This is a genomic window from Flavobacterium suaedae (genome assembly GCF_014642915.1).
Lineage (GTDB): Bacteria > Bacteroidota > Bacteroidia > Flavobacteriales > Flavobacteriaceae > Flavobacterium > Flavobacterium suaedae.
In genome coordinates this window covers 15,718-36,535 of sequence record NZ_BMJE01000005.1, presented here as the reverse complement: position 1 = coordinate 36,535, position 20,818 = coordinate 15,718, and the positions used below count along the sequence as shown (strand labels likewise).

At 33.6% G+C, this 20,818-nt stretch carries 26 protein-coding genes; 17 read left to right on the top strand and 9 right to left on the bottom strand.

All coding sequences use genetic code 11. The features are described from left to right. Positions 1–79 precede the first annotated feature (79 nt). Positions 80–754, top strand: a complete 675-nt coding sequence (locus IEW45_RS10375; protein ID WP_188621187.1) for a Crp/Fnr family transcriptional regulator — start codon at positions 80–82, stop codon at positions 752–754. A 289-nt stretch (positions 755–1,043) separates the two neighbouring features. Next, positions 1,044–1,475 carry a response regulator gene (locus tag IEW45_RS10370; protein WP_188621186.1) on the top strand — a complete coding sequence of 144 codons (432 nt, stop codon included), beginning with the start codon at positions 1,044–1,046 and terminating at the stop codon, positions 1,473–1,475. A gap of 47 nt (positions 1,476–1,522) precedes the next feature. On the opposite strand, the gene IEW45_RS10365 is transcribed toward IEW45_RS10370, so the two are convergent. Genes IEW45_RS10365 through IEW45_RS10355 form a run of 3 tightly spaced genes read right to left on the bottom strand, consistent with a single transcriptional unit; the run spans position 1,523 to position 3,137 of the window. Next, positions 1,523–1,837: a rhodanese-like domain-containing protein gene (locus IEW45_RS10365; protein ID WP_188621185.1), complete on the bottom strand. Its 315-nt coding sequence runs from the start codon at positions 1,835–1,837 to the stop codon at positions 1,523–1,525. Positions 1,838–1,863: 26 nt separating this feature from the next. Further along, positions 1,864–2,562, bottom strand: coding sequence for a thioredoxin family protein (locus IEW45_RS10360; RefSeq protein WP_373283188.1), 699 nt, complete (start codon positions 2,560–2,562; stop codon positions 1,864–1,866). A gap of 23 nt (positions 2,563–2,585) precedes the next feature. Continuing rightward, entirely contained in the window at positions 2,586–3,137 is a 552-nt protein-coding gene (locus tag IEW45_RS10355) for a TlpA disulfide reductase family protein (RefSeq protein WP_188621184.1), read from the bottom strand. 145 nt (positions 3,138–3,282) lie between these two features. Between IEW45_RS10355 and IEW45_RS10350 the strand changes: the two genes are divergently transcribed. Genes IEW45_RS10350 through IEW45_RS10340 form a run of 3 tightly spaced genes read left to right on the top strand, consistent with a single transcriptional unit; the run spans position 3,283 to position 5,006 of the window. Further along, positions 3,283–3,738, top strand: a complete 456-nt coding sequence (locus IEW45_RS10350; RefSeq protein WP_188621183.1) for a MarR family winged helix-turn-helix transcriptional regulator — start codon at positions 3,283–3,285, stop codon at positions 3,736–3,738. 22 nt (positions 3,739–3,760) lie between these two features. Continuing rightward, a complete protein-coding gene (locus IEW45_RS10345; RefSeq protein ID WP_188621182.1) occupies positions 3,761–4,399 on the top strand; it encodes an NAD(P)H-dependent oxidoreductase in 639 nt (212 codons plus the stop codon). A gap of 37 nt (positions 4,400–4,436) precedes the next feature. Continuing rightward, on the top strand, positions 4,437–5,006 hold the full coding sequence (locus IEW45_RS10340) for a YceI family protein (protein WP_188621181.1): 570 nt from the start codon (positions 4,437–4,439) through the stop codon (positions 5,004–5,006). Between the two features lie 82 nt (positions 5,007–5,088). Here the strand turns inward: IEW45_RS10340 and cysK are convergent, their stop codons facing one another. Both cysK and epsC read right to left on the bottom strand, forming a co-directional pair. Further along, positions 5,089–5,997 carry a cysteine synthase A gene (gene cysK, locus IEW45_RS10335; RefSeq protein WP_188621180.1) on the bottom strand — a complete coding sequence of 303 codons (909 nt, stop codon included), beginning with the start codon at positions 5,995–5,997 and terminating at the stop codon, positions 5,089–5,091. 12 nt (positions 5,998–6,009) lie between these two features. Next, the gene (gene epsC, locus IEW45_RS10330; protein WP_188621179.1) at positions 6,010–6,825 is read right to left on the bottom strand and encodes a serine O-acetyltransferase EpsC; all 816 of its coding nucleotides are present in this window, start codon (positions 6,823–6,825) and stop codon (positions 6,010–6,012) included. Between the two features lie 291 nt (positions 6,826–7,116). On the opposite strand from epsC, the gene IEW45_RS10325 reads away from it, so the two are divergent. The 3 genes from IEW45_RS10325 (at position 7,117) to IEW45_RS10315 (ending at position 8,609) form a co-directional block, all read left to right on the top strand. Next, positions 7,117–7,686 (top strand): anthranilate synthase component II, encoded by a 570-nt coding sequence (locus IEW45_RS10325; RefSeq protein ID WP_188621178.1) that lies wholly within the window; start codon positions 7,117–7,119, stop codon positions 7,684–7,686. 104 nt (positions 7,687–7,790) lie between these two features. Further along, entirely contained in the window at positions 7,791–8,084 is a 294-nt protein-coding gene (locus IEW45_RS10320; RefSeq protein ID WP_188621177.1) for a DUF3861 domain-containing protein, read from the top strand. Between the two features lie 78 nt (positions 8,085–8,162). Continuing rightward, positions 8,163–8,609 carry a lipocalin family protein gene (locus tag IEW45_RS10315; RefSeq protein ID WP_188621176.1) on the top strand — a complete coding sequence of 149 codons (447 nt, stop codon included), beginning with the start codon at positions 8,163–8,165 and terminating at the stop codon, positions 8,607–8,609. A gap of 60 nt (positions 8,610–8,669) precedes the next feature. On the opposite strand, the gene yaaA is transcribed toward IEW45_RS10315, so the two are convergent. Then, the gene (gene yaaA, locus IEW45_RS10310) at positions 8,670–9,428 is read right to left on the bottom strand and encodes a peroxide stress protein YaaA (RefSeq protein ID WP_188621175.1); all 759 of its coding nucleotides are present in this window, start codon (positions 9,426–9,428) and stop codon (positions 8,670–8,672) included. Between the two features lie 172 nt (positions 9,429–9,600). Between yaaA and IEW45_RS10305 the strand changes: the two genes are divergently transcribed. The 6 genes from IEW45_RS10305 to IEW45_RS10280 all read left to right on the top strand — a co-directional run bounded on the left by IEW45_RS10305 (position 9,601) and on the right by IEW45_RS10280 (position 16,467). Next, positions 9,601–9,990: a response regulator transcription factor gene (locus IEW45_RS10305; protein ID WP_229665934.1), complete on the top strand. Its 390-nt coding sequence runs from the start codon at positions 9,601–9,603 to the stop codon at positions 9,988–9,990. Between the two features lie 111 nt (positions 9,991–10,101). After that, entirely contained in the window at positions 10,102–10,632 is a 531-nt protein-coding gene (locus tag IEW45_RS10300) for a DUF4199 domain-containing protein (RefSeq protein ID WP_188621173.1), read from the top strand. A gap of 94 nt (positions 10,633–10,726) precedes the next feature. Further along, positions 10,727–11,317: a Crp/Fnr family transcriptional regulator gene (locus IEW45_RS10295; RefSeq protein WP_188621172.1), complete on the top strand. Its 591-nt coding sequence runs from the start codon at positions 10,727–10,729 to the stop codon at positions 11,315–11,317. Positions 11,318–11,617: 300 nt separating this feature from the next. Then, positions 11,618–12,346, top strand: coding sequence for a pirin family protein (locus IEW45_RS10290; RefSeq protein ID WP_229665939.1), 729 nt, complete (start codon positions 11,618–11,620; stop codon positions 12,344–12,346). Between the two features lie 30 nt (positions 12,347–12,376). After that, the gene (locus IEW45_RS10285; RefSeq protein ID WP_188621170.1) at positions 12,377–12,907 is read left to right on the top strand and encodes a YceI family protein; all 531 of its coding nucleotides are present in this window, start codon (positions 12,377–12,379) and stop codon (positions 12,905–12,907) included. A gap of 146 nt (positions 12,908–13,053) precedes the next feature. Then, complete coding sequence (locus IEW45_RS10280; protein WP_188621169.1) at positions 13,054–16,467, top strand: hypothetical protein; 3,414 nt, start codon at positions 13,054–13,056, stop codon at positions 16,465–16,467. On the opposite strand, the gene IEW45_RS10275 is transcribed toward IEW45_RS10280, so the two are convergent. Genes IEW45_RS10275 through IEW45_RS10265 form a run of 3 tightly spaced genes read right to left on the bottom strand, consistent with a single transcriptional unit; the run spans position 16,460 to position 18,654 of the window. Then, positions 16,460–16,933 (bottom strand): hypothetical protein, encoded by a 474-nt coding sequence (locus tag IEW45_RS10275; RefSeq protein ID WP_188621168.1) that lies wholly within the window; start codon positions 16,931–16,933, stop codon positions 16,460–16,462. The two genes, IEW45_RS10280 and IEW45_RS10275, sit on opposite strands and share 8 nt — an antisense overlap. 55 nt (positions 16,934–16,988) lie before the next feature. Continuing rightward, a complete protein-coding gene (locus tag IEW45_RS10270; RefSeq protein WP_188621167.1) occupies positions 16,989–18,035 on the bottom strand; it encodes an RluA family pseudouridine synthase in 1,047 nt (348 codons plus the stop codon). 1 nt (position 18,036) lies between these two features. Beyond that, complete coding sequence (locus tag IEW45_RS10265; RefSeq protein ID WP_188621166.1) at positions 18,037–18,654, bottom strand: PASTA domain-containing protein; 618 nt, start codon at positions 18,652–18,654, stop codon at positions 18,037–18,039. 103 nt (positions 18,655–18,757) lie between these two features. Between IEW45_RS10265 and IEW45_RS10260 the strand changes: the two genes are divergently transcribed. The 3 genes from IEW45_RS10260 to IEW45_RS10250 are packed head-to-tail and all read left to right on the top strand — an operon-like array spanning position 18,758 to position 20,816. After that, complete coding sequence (locus tag IEW45_RS10260) at positions 18,758–19,744, top strand: D-alanine--D-alanine ligase (protein WP_188621165.1); 987 nt, start codon at positions 18,758–18,760, stop codon at positions 19,742–19,744. Positions 19,745–19,791: 47 nt separating this feature from the next. Further along, positions 19,792–20,247 carry a pantetheine-phosphate adenylyltransferase gene (gene coaD / locus IEW45_RS10255; RefSeq protein WP_188621164.1) on the top strand — a complete coding sequence of 152 codons (456 nt, stop codon included), beginning with the start codon at positions 19,792–19,794 and terminating at the stop codon, positions 20,245–20,247. 5 nt (positions 20,248–20,252) lie between these two features. After that, positions 20,253–20,816 carry a hypothetical protein gene (locus tag IEW45_RS10250; protein ID WP_188621163.1) on the top strand — a complete coding sequence of 188 codons (564 nt, stop codon included), beginning with the start codon at positions 20,253–20,255 and terminating at the stop codon, positions 20,814–20,816. Positions 20,817–20,818 lie beyond the last annotated feature (2 nt).

The following is a 20,818-nucleotide window of genomic DNA, read 5'->3' as shown; positions in this document are numbered from 1 at the left end:
TTAAAAAAATAAAATATGATAATTGTCATGTATACTAAATATTAGGTAACTTTGCACAAACACTTACAAGTATATAGTTATGAGCAAATGTGAGCAATGTATTGTAAGAGAATTCAGCTCCCTGAAAGCTTTAAATAAAAATGAATTATTGAAGCTTGCTAACTGCAAATCATCTTACACCATTAAGAAAGGAGAGCCTATTTTTTCTGAAGGAGAAAAAATACAGGGTATATTTTGTATTAAAGATGGTGTATGTAAAATGACTAAACTAAGTGAAAATGGCAATGAGCAAATTGTAAAACTTATTGCTAAAGGGGAGCTTTTAGGACAACGTTCTTTAATAAGTGAAGAACCTGTTAATCTTGGTGCCGTAGCCCTTGAAGATATGGAGGTGTGTTTTATACCTAAAGCTGAGGTTATGGGCTTTTTTAATGAAAATAACGAGTTCTCTATGAATGTTATGAGAACTATTTGCGGTGACCTTAAAAGTGCCGATGACCATTTGGTAAACATGGCTCAGAAATCAGTGAAGCAACGTCTTGCGGAATTATTACTATACCTTCATGATAAATTTGGAACTAATGAAGATAAAAGCCTGAAGATAAAACTTTCGAGAGAAGAAATGGCAGGAATTATCGGTACCGCCACTGAAAGCTGTATACGATTACTTTCTGAATTTAAAAAGAAAGGGGTAATTGAAATTTCGGGTAAAAAAATAATTCTGGCTGATATTGCAGGGTTGAAAAGTGTTTAACTTGGTTTATTTTTCTTATTTCAAGAAAAAATTTTGTTATTTTACCGCATCAAACCTGCTAATAGCATACAATTTTTTATTTGTTTAGCTTTACTTGTTTGTTGCTCCCCCACCTAAACCAAATTAAAATTAATTTATAGCTGCTTTAAGTAACGCTGTACACGTTACAGCAAAATATACATATTATTAGTTATTATAAAAGTGTAGTAAAGTTAAAAACTTATGTCAAATTTTGTAATCTGATATTGACATATAATTTATACTTATGCATTAAAGTTAAAAGCAATATATGAAAAAACACAGGGATATACTGGTTATTGAGGATGATGAAGATGATAGAGAAATATTACAGGAAATATTTCGTGATCTGGGGTACAAAAACCATATTATTTTCTTTTCTGACAGTACAGAGGCATTAGAGTATTTGAGGAAGCCTGAAATTGACCCTTTCATAGTCATATCAGATATTAACATGCCTAAACTGGGTGGTTTTGAACTGCGAAACCTTATACTTAAGGAAGAAATTTTTATGGATAAGGATATTCCGTATATATTTATCTCCAATGCTCAAGATGACAGGTCGGTTAAAGCGGCAAACAAGTTGTCTGCACAAGGATACATCCATAAAGGTAGTGACTATAACAATTATAAAGAAAAAATTAAAGACCTTATTGACTACTGGGTAGAAAATATAGGTAGCTTTAAATCGAGAAGAGCATAAAAAAAGCAGCACAATGTGCTGCTTTTTTAGTTATAAAGTTATTTAGGTTAACCGGGCATTTCTACAGGCCCACTCCACTGAGAGATACCTCCTGCTAAATTATAAGTATTTTTAAATCCAAGCTCATTCATTATACTACAGGCTTTACCACTACGGGCTCCCGCAGCACAATAAACATAGTAGTTTTTACTCTTATCAAGTTCTTCAACCTGATAAATAAAACTTTGTCCTTTATAAATATCTATATTTATAGCACCGGGAATTATTCCTCTGTTAAACTCATCATCAGTTCTAACATCAAGAACTACTGCATTCTCATCTTGTTGAGCTTTCTCCCACCACTCTTGTTGAGATAAATCCATTCTATTACTTTCTTTTTATTAAAAATTTATGCTTTTATTGAGCACCCTATAGCTTTAGTTTCTTTTACAGGAACTTCTTTACCTGCCAATAAAGCATCAACAGCATCTTCTACATACTTTTTAGTAACAGCTGATGCATCTTCGTAATTATCATCAATAGCACCAATGTATCTTACTACATTACCCTCACCTGTTTTTTCAAGAATATATACGTGAGGTGTTTTTGTAGCCCCATATTGTGGATATATTTTTTGTCCTTCGTCTAAAAGGTAAGGGAAAGTAAAACCTTTTTCAGATGCTCTTTCCTGCATCTTTTCAAAACTGTCGTCCTTAGCTTTTTCAGGATTATTTGGGTTAATAGCTACTACAGGGTAGCCTTGATCCTTATATTTCTTATCCAGTGCCACAATTCTCTCTTCATATGCTTGCGCATAAGGGCAATGGTTACAAGTAAATATCACTATATAGCCTTTAGCATCTTCCATATCTTTAAGTGATACATTTTTTTCGTCTATATTTTTAAGACTAAAGTCTGTGGCTATATCACCTACTTTATATCCTGAACGCACTTCGGTTTCACTCATATCAGACGCTACACCAGTTGAGTCAACCGCTTCAACACCTTCTTTCTTTTCATCAGCCTTAGAGCCTTCTGATTTACATGATACATTTGCAATTAAAATACTTGCCACAGCAAACAGACCTAAAATTTGTGTTCTTTTCATTTTTATTGATTTTTGTTTATTGATTATTTAATACTGTCTAAAGCCGATACCAGTTGCTCATAGTCAAAAGACTGTTCGTAAAAACTTTTCTTGTCTTTTTTATATATTACTGTTGCAGGAATAGCTCCTGACCAGGAAGGACTAATTTTAGATATCCATGAATTTGCATCAGGATCACGAAGCAAAACTACCTCACTTTTAATATCGTTATCTTTTATAAACGGTAGCAATTTACTTTCTACCATTTTAGGCATGTCAAGACTTACAAGTAAAACCTTCACATTATCATCCTTATACTCTTCTCCCAGCTTTTCAAAATATGGCATTTCTTCTACACATGGCACACACCATGTTGCCCAAAAGTTTACTACATATGTAGTATTGTCATCTCTGTTTAAAAAATACTCTAAGCCGGCAAAATCATAAGCATTTACAGTAACACCGTCTTTTTGATATACCTGTACAGGCTTTGGTTTGTTAGGATCTTCCTCTGTTTTAGCATCTTTACAGCCAGTGAAGAAAAGTGTTAGTGATAGCGTAAAAAGTAGGGTTTTAAAAAGTTTACTTGTTTTCATTAATATATGGAATGTGTTTTTATATCCTGTAAATTTAGACAAAAAATGAGGGGTTTTAAAGTTTAACAACTTATTAACAATAATACTTGTATATACAATTGTTAATTATAATACATTTGTACATACAAATTTTGCAGTTGTAATTATGAAGATTGAGAAGGTTATAAAATCCGAAACTAAACTCCCTTTACCAAAAAGGACTGTTTTAAATATAATGTATACTCAAAATGTTCAGGCAGAGAGTTTCAACGAATTATTAAAACCTTATGAGCTTTCTCCTGAGCAATTCAATGTTTTACGTATATTGAGAGGGCAAAAAGGTAAACCTGCAAATATGTGTGTTATACAAGAAAGAATGGTAGCCAAAACCAGTAATACCACACGTTTGGTAGACAAATTGCTGTTAAAGGAATTGGTAACACGCAAAGTATGTAGTGAAAACAGAAGAAAAATGGATATTGGTATTACCAAAAAAGGATTAGATTTACTTTTGGAATTAGACCCTAAAGTACAGGAACATGAAACAGGGTATGCCAAAAACTTAAATGAAACAGAACTGGAACAACTAAACCTGTTATTGGAAAAATACAGGGGTGAATAAACTCTAAAAAGAAAAACAAACTATGAACAATTATTTAGAAAGCTTAAAATGGCGTTATGCTACTAAAAAGTATGACAGCCAGAAAAAAGTATCTGACAAAGACATTGAAAACCTTAAAAGTGCAATACAACTTAGTGTTTCATCCGGAGGGTTACAACCTTACAGAGTAGTTGTAGTTAAAAGCCAGGAAATGAAAGAAAAACTTGCCGAGGCTGCTTTTGGTAACAACCAAAATGTATTTAAAGACTGCTCTCACCTATTTATTTTTGCTAACGAAATCAATTTAGGTGATAATCACGTAGATAAATACATGCAAAACATTAGTGAAACACGTAATGTAGAAAGAGAAAGTCTTGCTGATTTTGAAAATATGATAAAAGGGAGTTTAAAAAATCGCTCTGAAGAAGAAAATAGCCATTGGGCAGGAAAACAGAGTTATATTGCTTTAGGAAGCCTTATTACTGCTGCTGCTGTTGCCAAAATAGATACTACACCAATGGAAGGGTTTGACCCAAAAGGTGTTGACAGTATACTGGAACTTGATAAAAAAGGTCTTGCATCTGCTGCTATAGTAGCTGCGGGATACAGACATAGTGATGACGATTTCCAGTCGTATGCCAAAGTAAGAAAACCTGAAGAAGAATTATTTATAACTATTTAACGATAATAACCTAAAATTAATTTAAAAATTCATTAAGATGAAAAACCTAAAATCAATTGCAGTTGCGCTTGTAGTAGCATTAGGTACATTAACTGCAGCAGCTCAAACTCAGGATATTGATACATCAAGAAGTAAAATAGAATGGGTAGGTGAAAAAGTAACAGGACAGCACGAAGGTACAATTAAATTTAGTTCAGGTGCACTTATATTTAATAACGGTAACCTTGTAAGCGGTAAATTTTCTGTAGACATGAACTCTATTGAAGTTACTGATTTAAAGGCTGGTGAAGGTAAAGAAAAACTTGAAGGACACCTTAAAGCTGATGATTTTTTTGGTTCAAGCATATACCCTACATCTAGCTTAAACTTTACTTCTGTTAAAAAGAAAAGTGCTAATGTTTATACAGTAAAGGCTAACCTTACTATTAAAAACATTACTAAGCCTGTACAGTTTGACCTTAAAGTTGCTGATGGCGTAGCTACAACTCAGTTTGAAGTTGACAGAACAAAATACGGTATAGAATACAAGTCAGGAAGTATATTCGACGGACTTGGAGACAATATGATATACGATGACTTTAAACTTACAGTTACTTTATATTACTAATTTTCTGAATTTAAATTGATAGAAGAACCCCGCCAAAAGCGGGGTTTTTTATTTAGCAGCTATAAACTATAATACTACATAATTAAAATAACCCTTCTACAGAAAGATAACGCTCTCCTGTATCGTAATTAAAAGTTAATACTGTAGCATCTTCAGGTATTTCCGTCAGTTTTTTATTTACTGCTGCCAGTGAAGCACCTGTAGATATTCCTGACAGTATCCCCTCCTCTGCTGCAACTCTTTTAGCAAACTCAAAAGCCTCTTCTTTACTAACGGTTATTACACCATCAATTAAATCTTTTCTGTAAATAGAGGGTTCAAAACCTGCTCCTATACCCTGCAAAGGATGTGGTCCCGGCGCTCCACCGCTCAATACAGGCGATGCTTCGGGTTCTACAGCAAATACTTTAAGGTTGGGTAGTTTTTCCTTTAAAGCGGCTGCTACGCCCGTTATATGTCCTCCTGTACCTACTCCTGTTATTAAATAATCAATTCCTTCAGGAAAGTCGGCTAATATTTCCTGTGCTGTTGTACGCTTATGTACCTCTACATTGGCAGGATTATCAAACTGTCTTGGCGACCATGCATTAGGTGTAGCTGCTGTAAGTTCCGCTGCTTTTTCAATAGCTCCCTTCATACCCAGTTCTTTTGGTGTTAACTCAAAATCTGCTCCGTATATAGCCATTAACTTTCTGCGTTCTATACTCATAGATTCCGGCATAACCAATATCAGCTTATATCCTTTTACCGCTGCTACTAAGGATAGCCCTATACCGGTGTTCCCCGATGTAGGTTCTATAATTACACTATCAGGTTTTAATAAACCTTTCTCCTCAGCATCTTCAATCATAGCAAGGGCAATACGGTCTTTAATACTGTTAGCAGGATTGTTTCGCTCCAGTTTAATCCACACATTACGATTTCCGTATAACTTATTAAGCTTTACATGTGGTGTTTTACCTATAGTTTCTAAAATGTTATTCGCTTTCATGTATATTGATTTTTATATTACAAAATTTAAAGGTTCAGGAAAAGACTCCTTGGTTTTTATGGTTACTTCGCTTTTATGATATACTAAGGAGTGTGCAGGAATTGAATTAGTCATCCAAACATTACCACCTATTACAGAATCATCACCTATTACTGTTTTACCGCCCAGTATTGTGGCATTAGCATAAATAGTAACATTATTACCTATAGTGGGGTGGCGTTTTATAGCAGCATCTTCTTTATTTACACTAAGTGCACCTAAAGTAACCCCTTGGTATAACTTTACATCGTTACCTACAATAGTTGTTTCGCCTATAACAATACCGGTACCGTGATCTATAAAAAATCGTTCGCCTATAGTAGCACCAGGGTGAATATCTATACCTGTTTTACCGTGTATATATTCGCTTATTAATCGTGGCAGTATAGGAACATCGTTAACCCACAGCTCATGAGCCAGCCTGTAAATAGCAATTGCAAAAAAACCCGGGTATGACAGTAGTACTTCTGTTCTGCTTTTTGCCGCAGGATCGAACTCAAAAATTGCTTTTAAGTCATCTTCAAGTTTTTCATGAAGTACAGTTACCTTACTTTTTAATTCTGAAATAAATACTGATGCTTTTTCTTTATCATAACCTGAAAGTTCCAGCAGTTGTAACAGCATTTTTTCAAGCTCCTGCTCCTTCTTTAAAAAATAGTGGTAATCAGCATAAGCCGGACCTATACAAAATAACCATTTAAAAAATTCTTCTACCCAAAGTCCTGCCTGTGCTTTATCAGGCAACAACCCCGAGTGAAGATAATTTGCTTTATATATCGGGTGTTTCATAACTATATGTTTTAAATTAAAAAAGGCTCACCATATACGGAGAGCCTTGCTTTATTATTTTGATAGTTAACCAAAAAATCATGACATAGCAAGTCCCTCCCGTATACGGAAACAACACTTGCAACACGCCATATATATCTGGTCTAAAAACATATTTTTCTAATTGTTATAAACAAAGTTACAGAAAAAAGTAAAACGAGAAACATAATACCCTACTATTTTAGTAGATTTATGTATTTATTAAAATAAGGTAGAAATCTTTTATACATTTGCAGTCATTTATTAAGTAACATGAAGAAAATTTTAGTAATAGATAATTACGACAGTTTTACCTATAACCTTGTCCATTATCTTGAAGACCTCAACTGTAAAATAACCGTACTTCGTAATGATGAAGTTGAGATAGATGAGGTTAAAAACTATGATAAAATATTACTTTCTCCCGGCCCCGGATTACCTTCTGAAGCAGGTTTATTAGAACGTATTATAACTACCTATGCAAGTACTAAAAGTATATTGGGTGTGTGTTTAGGGCAACAGGCAATAGCCGAAGTTTTCGGGGGTTCACTTATCAATCTTCAAACAGTATATCACGGAGTATCATCTTCTATAAAAATCATAGTAAATAATGAGAATTTATTTAATGGGCTAGGCGACACTATAGAAGTAGGAAGGTACCATTCCTGGTGTGTAAATTCAACTGGCTTTCCCGAAGTTTTAGAAGCGACTTCCATAGATGAAAACGGAAATATTATGTCTCTAAGACATCGCTCTTTTGACTTAAAAGCAGTTCAATTTCATCCTGAATCTGTACTTACTCCACAAGGAAAGTTAATTTTATCTAACTGGATTAACAGTTAAGTTTTAGTTTAAATAACTAGTCTCAAAAAATTGAAAATCAATATCTAAATAATTTAATATAGATTTTATTTATTGCACCTTTTTTTAATAAAAATCCACATACCATGAATTTAAAATATAACCATTACCAAGTTACACTAGAGCATATCCATAACCCAAAAGGTGATGAGCTACACAGCCCTATACGGTTACAGTTTGATAACCATGATAACATTTTTAATATAATTGAAATACTTAGAGAAAGAAACCTTTTTGATGACAGAAACCAAGCCACTGAGTTTGCTATAGGGCTTAAAATGTTTAGTGAAGTTATGCTGCGCAACAGAGACCACGAACTCTTTAAAGAGCTCGCCCCTGCATTTAAAGAATTTATGAATAAGCTGAAAAAAGGTAGCTAAAAGTTTATAATAAGGTTACAAAACACTTAACCCTTTTTTAAGAAGTTTCCCACTACTTTAGCAGTATAAAAATTAGCTATGAAAAAGATTTTTTTATTATTGTTTGCTTTTGCAGCACTAAGCTGTAGTTCTGATGATGATAACGGAGTGGTTGATAACGGACTTAAAGACCCATACACAGGTAGTGTAGTCGGTTCTTGGGAAACTGTTTCTATTTGGCGCGACGACTATATAATACTTCTTGACTGCGAAGATGAAAACCTAGAAGAAACCAGTTATCTGCTTACATTTAACGAAAATGGTTCGTTTGATATGTATAACAAATGTACAGAAGCATTTTTAGGAACAGGAACGTATACCACTACCGGTAACGTACTCACTATTACTATAAACGGCGAAACAGGAAAAGCCCATATGATAGACCATTTAGATGAAGACCAACAACTGGCATTCAGGTTTACTATTGGTGATGGCGGTCTGTTTTACGGTTATGAATACAGAGTGCAAGCAGTGCCCACTGAATAGACTTTGTTTAAATACTTTAAATACTAAAGTATAAAAAACTCCGCTAAGCGGAGTTTTTTATTATCTGGTAAATACTAATTTATTCCCTTTTGATAATTTAGCGTCAAAACTATATCCATCATAGTCAAACCCCTTAATTCCATTTAACGATCGTACGTTTTTATCTATAATATAACGCACCATCATACCCCTGGCTTTTTTAGCGTAAAAGCTTACCATGCGTAATTTGCCGTCTTTATAATCTTTAAATTCCGGGGTAATTACAGGTACTTTTAAGGCTTTCGTAGCTACAGCATCAAAATATTCTTTACTAGCTAAATTTAAAAATAGTTCATCATCTTTCAATTCAGCGTTTAATGCTGCTGTAACCTCATCTTTCCAAAACTCATATAAATCTTTATTCTCCCCTACCTGCAATTTAGTTCCCATTTCTAAACGGTAAGGCTGCATTAAATCCAATGGTTTTAACACGCCATAAAGTCCCGACAATATTCTGAGACTGTCTTGCAACTTATTAAGTTTAGCGGTAGGTATAGTATAAGCATCCAGCCCGGTATAAACATCGCCGTTAAAAGCATATATGGCAGGCCGGGCATTTTTATTGGTAAAAGGTGTCTTCCACTCCTGGTTACGCTCCCAGTTAAGGTCGGCGAGCTTATCCGATATACTCATTAAATCTTTTAACTCAGCAGGAGATTTTTGCTTTAGTGTTTCCTGAATAACTTCTGATTTTTCTAAAAATTCAGGTTGCGTATATTTTCGGGTAGGTAATTTCGTTTCAAAGTCCAGCGATTTTGCCGGCGATATAACTATTTTCATTTCACTGTTTATTATCTCTCAAAGTTACTATGCCAAAATTACTTCTACAACAGAATTTTTATCTTTGCTAAGATAACCTCTCTTAATATAAATGATTTCTTTCTTCCACAAATACAAATCGATACTACTGTACGGCTCCTGCCTGGCTTTATTACTGTTTTTATTACGATGGATGGAAATCAGATTTTTAATAATCAGCCATGCACAAGATATATATTTTGGGCCACTGGCTGTTGTTTTTACTTTGCTGGGTATTTGGGTAGCTTTAAAAATTGCTAAGCCTAAAAAGGAAGTTGTAGTAGTAGAAAAGAAAATATATATACCACAGAAAAAAGATTTTGTAAGAAACGAAACTGCCTTACAAGAGCTAAATTTAAGCCCTCGTGAACTTGAAGTTTTAGAACTTATGGCAAAAGGGTACAGCAATGCTGAAATTGCCGAAAATTTATTTTTATCGCTTAATACTGTTAAGACACATTCCTCTAAACTATATGAAAAACTAGAGGTAAAAAGACGTACCCAAGCAGTAGAGAAAGCCAGGAAATTAAACATTATAGCCTAGCCAAAAAGTACTAAAAGCCTTTTAAAAATGTATAATCACCCGAAAGTATGAGGGCTGTAAATGCTATTTTAAGCACTTTTGCAGGAACAAACCTAAAAACAAAATATTATTATGACTAAAAATGTATGGACCTTCGGCATTATTGCAGGATTTATAAGTACAATTGGCTTTTTATTGACCATGCTATATCCTGATGCAATAGATATGAGTATTGGTATGATTTATGGCTACGCTTCTATGCTACTTGCTTTTTCTTTAATATTTGTAGCCATTAAAAACTATCGGGATAAATATAATAACGGCATTATATCTTTTGGTAAAGCATTTAGGATAGGGCTTTATATTACCCTCATAGCTTCTACCATTTATGTATTAGTATGGCTTGTTGACTATTACTTTTTTATAGGGGATGAGTTTATGAAGGAGTACGCCGAATACACCAGAAATAATCTTATAGCAGAAGGAGCATCGCAAGAAACCATAGCGGCAAACATGAAAGAAATGGAAGAATGGGCTGAACTTTATAAAAATCCATTTATAAACGCAGCTATAACGTATACCGAAATTATATGGGTTGGTATAGTAATTTCTCTCATTGCGGCAGGTATATTAAAACGTAAATCCCAGCACCCTACTGTTTAAAAAAACTGCACATAATATTTTAAATGCTTCTGCTACGGTAGAAGCGTTTTTTATTTCCCTATTCGTTATATTTGCTACAAAGCCTTACAAAAACATGGATGCTTACCAGCAAATAAATCATAGTATAAGTCGCTATGTTCATTTTAGTGAACAGGAACTTGAAATTCTTAACTCGTTGCTGGAGTATAAAGAAGTCCCTAAGAAAACCATAATGCTCCATGAAGGCGAAATCTGCAATTTTGAAGCCTTTGTTGTAGAGGGCTGTCTACGCAAATACTATATAGACGATAAAGGTGCTGAAGTTATTTTACAGTTTGCTACAGAAGATGCATGGGTAAGCGATATATCATTCAGTATATATGAAAACTCTCCCAGTAGAATTTTTATTGAAACGCTTGAAGACTGTAAATTTTTAATATTTTCCCCCGAAAGTAAAGAGGAATTGTTTAAAAGAGCACCCCGCTTTGAAAGAGCTTTCAGGATATTACTATATCGTCACCTTACCGTAACACAAAACAGACTTTTTGATACCATAGTAAAATCTGCTACGGAAAAGTACCTTGAATTTTTAGAGCACTACCCTACCCTTCCGCAACGTGTGGCACAGCACTACATAGCTTCTTACCTAGGCATTTCTCCCGAATTTCTAAGTAAAGTCCGTAAAAAATTAGCAAAGAAACAGTAAAAGGCAAAAGCCAACAGCCATTAGGCGTTAGCTAACTATCCTGTTAACTGAAAACCGTTAACTGTACACTAATTTTATTTCTTGTTCTAGTTCAATGCACAGGTACGCCCTGTTTCGGAAATTTGTACTGTAATCATAAAGCAATGAGCTATGGACAGAAAAGATTTCATTAAAAAGAGCCTGTTAGGCACAGGAATGTTAATCACTTCTACAGCTATTGGCAGCAAATTAAATACAAACAATAAACTAACAACTGAAAAGGTAGGCTACAACCACCTGCCCAATACTAAATCTTTAATTATGGAAAATACAGTTTTACACAGAGCAGAAACACGAGGACATGCTAATCACGGTTGGTTAGACTCTCACCACACTTTTAGTTTTGCTAATTACCATAACCCTGACAGGATGCACTTTGGGGTACTTCGCGTACTAAATGATGATGAGGTAGCTGCAGGAATGGGATTTGGTACACACCCGCACAGTAATATGGAAATTATATCTATTCCGCTGGAGGGTGATTTAGAACATAAGGACAGTATGGGCAATACTGCTGTTATTAAAAAAGGAGATATACAGGTAATGAGTGCCGGTACAGGTGTGCAACATAGTGAGTATAACCGTAACGAGGACAAGCTTACTAAGTTTTTACAGATATGGATATTCCCTAACAAGCAAAATGTTGACCCACGATATGATCAAATAACATTAACCAAATCTGACAGAGAGAATAAACTACAACAAATACTATCGCCTAACCCTGAAGATGAAGGTGTATGGATACATCAGGATGCATGGTTTCATTTAGGGAAGTTTGATAACGATATTACCACCGAATATACTCTTAAAAAAGAGGGCAATGGCGTTTATGCTTTTATACTGGAAGGTAGCTTTACCGTTAATGGCGTTGAACTTAACCGCCGTGACGGCTTGGGAGTTTGGGATGTAGAAAATATACAAATAGGAGCAACATCCGAAAACAGCGAAATACTTTTAATGGAAGTACCTATGGCTTTAAGAAGGTTATAAATAAAAATAGTAACACAAAAATTTAAAAATATGGCAACTACAAAATGGGTAGTAGACCCAACACACTCAGAAATAGGTTTTAAAGTAAAACACATGATGTTTACTAACCTTTCAGGAAACTTTACACAGTTTGAAGCTACTGCTGAAACAGAAGAAGATAATTTTGAAAATGCAACATTTAATTTCAGTGCGAATATTGATTCTGTAAGTACAGGAAATAATGACAGGGATAACCATTTAAAAAGCGGTGATTTTTTTGATGGTGAACAACACCCAAAAATTACTTTCACTTCTACATCATTCACTAAAAATAGTGACAGTGAATATACACTTACAGGAGACCTTAGTATTAGAGGGACTAAAAAGCCGATAACTCTTACTGTAGATTTTGGCGGTACAGGTAAAGACCCTTGGGGTAATGTAAAAGCCGGTCTTTCTGCAACAGGAAAGTTAAACCGTAAAGACTTCGGGCTTACCTGGAACTCTGCTTTGGAAACAGGTGGCGTTTTAGTTGGTGATGAGGTAAAGTTACAGATAGAGCTACAGTTTGTAAAAGTATAATTTTGTTTTATTTAGTTGATTAATGATTGTTAGCGCCCTGCTTTTGCAGGGCGCTTTTTTATAAATCCCCACTATTAGGTATTTGGTATTTATATCAGCTTCATACATTTACATGTTATTAGCTAACATAAAATAAATCCTGTATTATGCCTTGGGGAAACTTTACCGATAGCTTAAAAAAACACTCTGCTCTTATGGTAACCATACTAATAATTGCAGGAGCTGTTGCTGCATATTTATTAGTTATTTTACCCAAACAATCAACCAGAGAAGATGCTAAAAATATGGCTGTTTTTATGAGTGTAAAACAGCAACTTTCTGATTATATTGATAATAAGGTTAAGACTATAAACTGGGAAGAAATACCTGATAGTACAGCAATTACCATAAAACCGGCTATAAACAATAAAAATACATACTATAGCACATATATAGATATTGGACAAGAAAGACTAAAAGCTAAATATTATATTGATAATATTTTAATACAAAACATAGCTCTCAAAAAAAATGATCCTTCTACTTTAAAAATAACAAGAAAAATAGAGGTTAAAGAAACTAATAATAATGTACTTAACGGATATATTTTAGACACTATATATGTAAACCTGAATAATTTTTGGGATAAAATACCTTCATTTACAAACTTTAATTCTTTTACTATTATTAAGGATAAGGAAACGCTGTTTTCTGAAAATATAACGCTAAAAGACAGAAAGAGTTTAAAAGAAAACTGCGATAGTAACGGACCTTTTCAATTTGAAAATTCAACCTACCGTTACTACTCCGGAAAGTTAAAAGTATATAGTGAAAATGGCATAGAAAACGGAATAGTATTGACTATTGCTGCCGGTATACCTCAGGCTTATTTTGATTCATCTGTAAGGTCAATAAGACCTAGTTTATTAATTTTATCTCTTTCTTTTGCAATACTTTTAATGCTAAGCATATCTCTTATAAAGCCTATATTAAGCAGTTACAGAGAGTTGGTACATCAAAGAGATTTAATTAGTGTTATTTTCTCTATTGGGGCTATTGCGGCACTTTTAATCACACTTTCGTCAGTATTTTTATGGGACAGGACTATAAAAAACAATACCGAAGCAGACTTGTATGAAATCGTTAATAGAATAGACAATCTTCTTCCTGCACAGATAAAGTCTTATAATAATGCTTATGCAGCTATAAAAAGGTTTGACAGTATTAACGAAAATCCTTCAAGAAAAATAAAAACTTCAATTCTGGATAAAAAAATAAATTATAACCAAAAAACTAAAGAATTTACATTTAATATATACAGCGAAGACGAAGCAGGAAGCCAAAAAGCATCAATTAGTATTGATGATATAGCTTATCCTGCTTTATTAGACGGTTTTTCAGTAATGAACAAACAAGGGTTGATGATATCTGCTTTTGATAAAAAAGAGACTCAATTACTGAGAACATATGCTGACCGGGACTATTTTAAAATAGCAATGTCAGACAAAACAGCAATTGACAGTACTCTAATAAGAGCTGTATTTTCAAGAGAAAGAAATGAATACCAAATAATCAGAGCTATTAAAAAAAGTAGTGATACTATTCAGGTTATGGCTTTTAAACCTGCCTTTCAGGAAGACATGAAAATTCCGCCGGGCACTGATTATTTAATTATAGATAGCGAGGGTAAAGTTTTAGTACAAAGCGACCCTAATAAAAGTCTTTATCAGGATTTACTGAATCAAACTTCTGATAATTACGGATTACGAGACCTTATATCAAAAGGCAGTAATGGAGAACCATTTGTATTAAAATATCAGGGAGTTTCCTACCAGGCCTACGGTAAAAAAATTACAAATAAAAATGCAACCAGTGAAATACCACTATATATTGTAGCTATTCGCGATCTTACTTTTACAGAAAAACTTTCTGTATTTACTTTTTCAAACACTTTTCTTATTACTATAATCTATGGGATGTTTATTCTGGGAATAATGTTACTGTATTCAGCCCTTATACATCAAGGAAAATGTAACTTCTTTTCCCGAAAACACTTTTATTATCTGTTCCCAAATAGTGGCAATACAGTTAAATACAATCTACTTATAAAAATAAATAGTATTGCTATATTGTTAATGCTTTTAATATGGTTTATATATCCTTCTTTGGGATTTGTAAGCTGTATAGTAATAGGTTTAAACACTGCCTTTATAGACCTTATATTATTAAACTCGCCCAGAACACCTGCCACTAACTGTAAAAGCATACTAACAAAGTTTTTTATAATTATTACTATAAGTTGTATAACATCAGTATTCTTATTTCATATTGAGAAACCCTTATATGGCTTTTTATTACTGTTTGTAGTGCATTTTTTACTAATTAGTATATATCGCCTGCATTACGATACACTTTTTAAAGATTACTTACAGCCTGCCCCTTGCAGTAAAATTAACAGAAGAAGCTACGGGTTATTTTTTAGTAGTATGCTGGCAAAATACTTTATCATTTTTCCCTTTATATTATGTAGTGCAATATATGTAAACGAAGTACATAATCTCTCTTCCTGGCATTGCCCGCCTTTAGATAAAACCAAAGATAATACAGTTGTAAATGAAGATTCTGAACAATTTATAACCAAAATATATGGATGTAATTGTAAAGAAAATACAATTAAAGAACGCTATAAGCCAACCCAGGGGGTAGATGTTGCAGATTTAGGATTACTGGATAAACCTACTGCTGAAGAAATAAAAAGCTTTGTGTTTAATAATAAAGAAAATAAAAAACTTGATTACCCCTTACCCAGCCTCTTTATTAAGTCTAAAACAGGTAGTATAGACTCTAAATCAATCCTTATTTTATTATTTATAGTAGTTATACTATTTAGTATTATATATGGTTTTATAAACTATTTTGGGAATCGTTTCTTTTTTTATGACCTTATATACCTGTGCCAACAAAAGTTTTTCGAAATAAAAAGCAATACTAAAAAACTATCATTACCTGTATTCCCTGATAAAGATGAGGTGTTTAGATTAACTGAATCAGAGGAAGATAATATACGTTTAAGAAAGGCTTTTAGGAACGATATAAACGAAATACCGCCTATAGAAAGAGAAAGTTTTATACTAAACTATAACCTGATAAATTTTGATGAAAAGTATAAGGAAAAATGGGGTAATGTACCAGATCATTTAAAACCAATATTGTTTGACTTTGCTCAAGACAATTTTGTAAACTATAAAAATAAAGACAAATTAATAGAGCTTATAGAGTTGGGTTACATATATTGTAATGAAGCTACAGGAAGGCTTTGCATTGCTGATACTTGTTTTGGGCACTATATTATAGTACAAAACAAACGCGATAAAAAATTTATAAGTGAGTTTATAAAAACAAGTAAAAGAGGAATGTTTAACACCCTGAAAATGCCGATAATAATTGTGGTAGTAAGTACATTAGTTTTATTAATGTACCTTAATAAAGACAGTTATGACAGAATAGCAATGCTGGGTGCAGGTATAAGCAGTACACTGGCTATAGTAAATAAATTGCTTGGCTTTACTAAGACTACTTAATTACTTTAGGATAAACTACAGGACTACATTGAGAGAAATTTTCAGGAGCTGTAATACCAAACTTATTTGCTTTTATATACTCTTTAACAAGCGTTATAAACTTTTCCTCTTTTTCCAGAGGAATATCCCTTTTAAATTGATATAAAAAATATTCTATAGTACCGTTAGCATTAATATAAATACGGTTAAAACAATGCATACTCTCCTCCCATTCAAGACCTTTTTCCTGAAGGAAATGACCTAATCCCTGAATAAATTTCTGATACGTTTGGATGTGTTTATTAATATCTGCTTCAGTTACAAAAACTGCCTTTGTACTATCAGCATGAACAGCACTTTTATAATTCTCTTCCACAGCAGGGTAAATACCTTTTTCCTTAGCCTTCTCAAATTGCATAACCTCTTGAGCGGAAAGTGAAAATACAGAAAAACAAACTAATACAAGTAATAGGCAGGTAGACTTCATAATTTCAAGTTTACTTTAAAAAACAGTAATTTACTGAAATTATTGCTATCCCCTACTATTCTTCTTCTATCTGTCTGGATTTGGCATAGGTTCTCCATTTTTCAATACAGTCTTGTATATCCTGAGGTAATTCTGTATCAAAACGTAAAAATTCTTTAGTTACAGGGTGTTCAAAACCTAAGGTTTTGGCATGCAGTGCTTGTCTTGGTAAGGTTTTAAAACAGTTGTCGATAAATTGTTTGTATTTAGTAAATGTAGTTCCTTTTAGTATTTTATCGCCGCCATACCGGGCATCATTAAATAGTGTGTGCCCTATGTACTTCATGTGCACACGTATTTGGTGTGTACGTCCTGTTTCCAGTTTACACGAAACTAAGGTTACATAGCCAAAACGTTCTAATACTTTATAATGCGTAACAGCAGGTTTTCCCTCACTGCCATCGGCATATACTGTATTTTGCATCCTGTCTTTAGGGTGACGCCCTATATGCCCTTCTACAGTACCCTCATCTTCTTCAACATTACCCCATACTAAAGCAATGTATTCTCTTTCACTGGTTTTATCAAAAAACTGTTTTGCAAGATGCGTCATAGCCTCCTCAGTTTTGGCTATAACCAAAAGTCCCGAAGTGTCTTTATCTATACGGTGCACCAATCCCGGTCTTTCACTACTGTTAAGCGGTAAATTCTCAAAATGGTAAGCAAGTGCATTTACTAAAGTACCCGAATAATTACCATGCCCGGGGTGTACCACCATTCCGGCAGGTTTATTAACCACTAAAAGCTGGTCATCTTCATAAACTATATTAATCGGAATATTTTCAGGCTCTAAAAGTTGTTCATAAGGTGGGTGCGAAAGTAATACGCGCACTACATCATTAGCCTTAACTTTATAGTTCGATTTTACTGCAACATCATTTACATAAATGTTACCTGCTGCCGCTGCCTGTTGAATTTTATTTCGGGTAGCATTTTCAACTAAGTTCATTAAAAACTTATCTACCCGTAAAGGAGATTGCCCTTTACCTGCTTCAAAACGATGATGTTCATATAACTCATCGTCCATTTCTTCCTGCTCTACTCCTGTATTTATATCAGTCATTCTAATTTTCTTCTGATTCTTCTGTATCTGTAGTAGTGTCTATATCATCACTCTCATAGCCTTGATAGCCTGTTTTTCCATCACCTAAAACCAAGTCTATTGTAGATGATTTTTTTACAAAATCGCCAGACTTTAATTTTTTACCATTTTGTGACATTTCTAATACTACATCTTTTGCCAAGTATGGCTTATATGTTTTCTTACCTATTTTTAACCCTAGTGCTATAAGGTTATGCTCTGCTTGTCTGTATGTTTTTTGTACCAAATCAGGTATACGAACATCGTTATAGCCTCCTGCATTAATTTTTATGTATACCTTTCTGTTTTCTTTTACATTAACCTCTGGTAAAGGGTCTTGTTGTACTATACTGTATGGAGGGTATGCTTCATTATAATCAACAGTATCTAATATTACATATTGCAGGTTTACCTTTCCAAGTTCTTTCTCAGCGTCAGAAATTAGTTTTTTACTCAGGTTAGGCACTGGTATTTCCTGCCCGTGATTAGTGGTGCTATCCAGCCATTTTAAGGCGGCATACACTACCACAACTACTATAATTACTGCAAGTGCAAGCTGCAATGCAAATGTTTTACTGGTTAAAAAACGTTTAAGGCTCATGGGCAGTTAATTTTGGCAAAGATATAAATATTACCAAACTTATAAGTTTGAATAATTAATTGATATTTTTGTGTTAAGCAATTTAATTACCTAACGTAAGCCAATGAAAAATGTTGCCATTATTATGGGCGGGTATTCCAGTGAATACCAAATATCCTTAAAAAGCGGAAACGTAGTATACCGCAACCTGGATAATACTAAATACAATTTATACCGAGTACACATTTTTAAAGAAAAATGGGTTATGGTAACTGATGATGAAACAGAGTACCCAATAAATAAACACGATTTTTCTGTTGATGATTATAATGGCAGTAAGCTTACTTTTGATGTGGTTTTTAATGCCATACACGGTACCCCGGGAGAAGACGGATTGTTTTTGGCTTATTTAGAGCTTTTAGGTATTAAACATACATCATGCACCCATTACCTTTCGGCACTTACATTTAATAAGCGTGATTTTCTGTCTGTATTAAAACCATACGGGATAAAAATGGCTACTTCGCAATACATAAACTTAGATGATGCTATTAATGAAGAAGCTATACTAAATAAAATAGGGCTACCATGTTTTGTTAAACCTAACAGAGCAGGTTCCAGTTTTGGAATATCTAAAGTAAAAACAAAAGAAGAGCTAGCACCTGCTATAGAAAAAGCATTTACTGAAGATAGCGAAATACTTATAGAGAGCTTTCTTGACGGTATAGAAGTATCAGTAGGTGTAATTAATTATAAAGGTGTTGTCACGGTACTGCCTATGACAGAAATCGTATCGGAAAACGAGTTCTTTGATTACGATGCTAAGTATTTAGGTAAATCGCAGGAAATAACCCCTGCCCGAATAGCTGATAAGCTAACTGAAAAAGTGGCAGCTACCGCTAAAAGAATCTATGAAGTTTTAAAAATAGAGGGACTAACCCGTTCTGAATTTATTATTGTTGATAACGAGCCTTACTTATTGGAACTTAACACCGTTCCCGGTTTAACTGCTGAAAGTATATTACCGCAACAAGCACGCGAAGCAGGTATATCATTACAAGAACTTTTTGATAATGCTATTGAGCTGGCTTTAAACAAAAAACAAAAATAATTCGCTACTTTTAATAACTATAGACACCTGCAAAAACTAAATATACAATGAATATTGCTGTATTTCCCGGATCATTTGACCCTATAACACTTGGGCATTACGACATTATTAACAGAGGCATTAAACTTTTTGATAAAATTATTGTTGCCATTGGTGTAAATGCCGAGAAGAAATATATGTTCCCTATTGGCGAAAGGCAACGTTTTATTGAGGAAGCTTTTAAAGATGAACCTAAAGTAGAGGTTATTACCTACAAGGGCTTAACTATTGACTTATGCCATAAAGTAGGCGCTCAGTTTATATTAAGAGGGTTACGTAACCCCGCCGATTTTGAGTTTGAAAAGGCTATAGCCCATACTAACCGTGAACTTTCTAAAATTGAAACAGTATTTTTACTTACCGCAGCACGAACATCCTATATCAGCTCCAGCATAGTGCGCGATGTACTACGTAACGGTGGTGATTATACTATATTAGTTCCTGATTCAGTTAGAGTAGAATAAAAATTATGGATACAGACTCTTTAGATATTAAAAACTCTATATCACAACAAAGAACAGTATTTAATCGTGATTTAGATGATAAAGTTTGGTATTATATCTATTATGCATCTTTTATATTATCTCTGCTTATTGTAGTTATAATGTCTTCTGTAAAACTTATTACAGAAGACATTTCTATTTTCAATGTTGTTGCAATTATAATTGCAATTATCTTTGGGTTTTTAATTTTTTATGCCTTAAAAAACAATAATCATTTAGTATCAATAAAAGGAATTGATATTTCTCAGAACAAAAAATTAGTAATGAAATCCGCTAAAGAGTTGGGTTGGTATATTGAATCTAACAGAAAGTCACATAGTATTTTATCTAAACCTATGAGTTGGCGCAATAATCACTGGGGGCGTGATATGGTTATTTTTTATGAAAATAAGTGTATCTATTTTAATTGTATAACCCCTACTCGTGCCTTTATAGGCAATTCACCCTTCAACTGGTTTGGTAATCGCAGTGAAGAAGAGAAGTTTACACATGTTTTATTAGACAATATATACAAAACATATAAACAATAAAA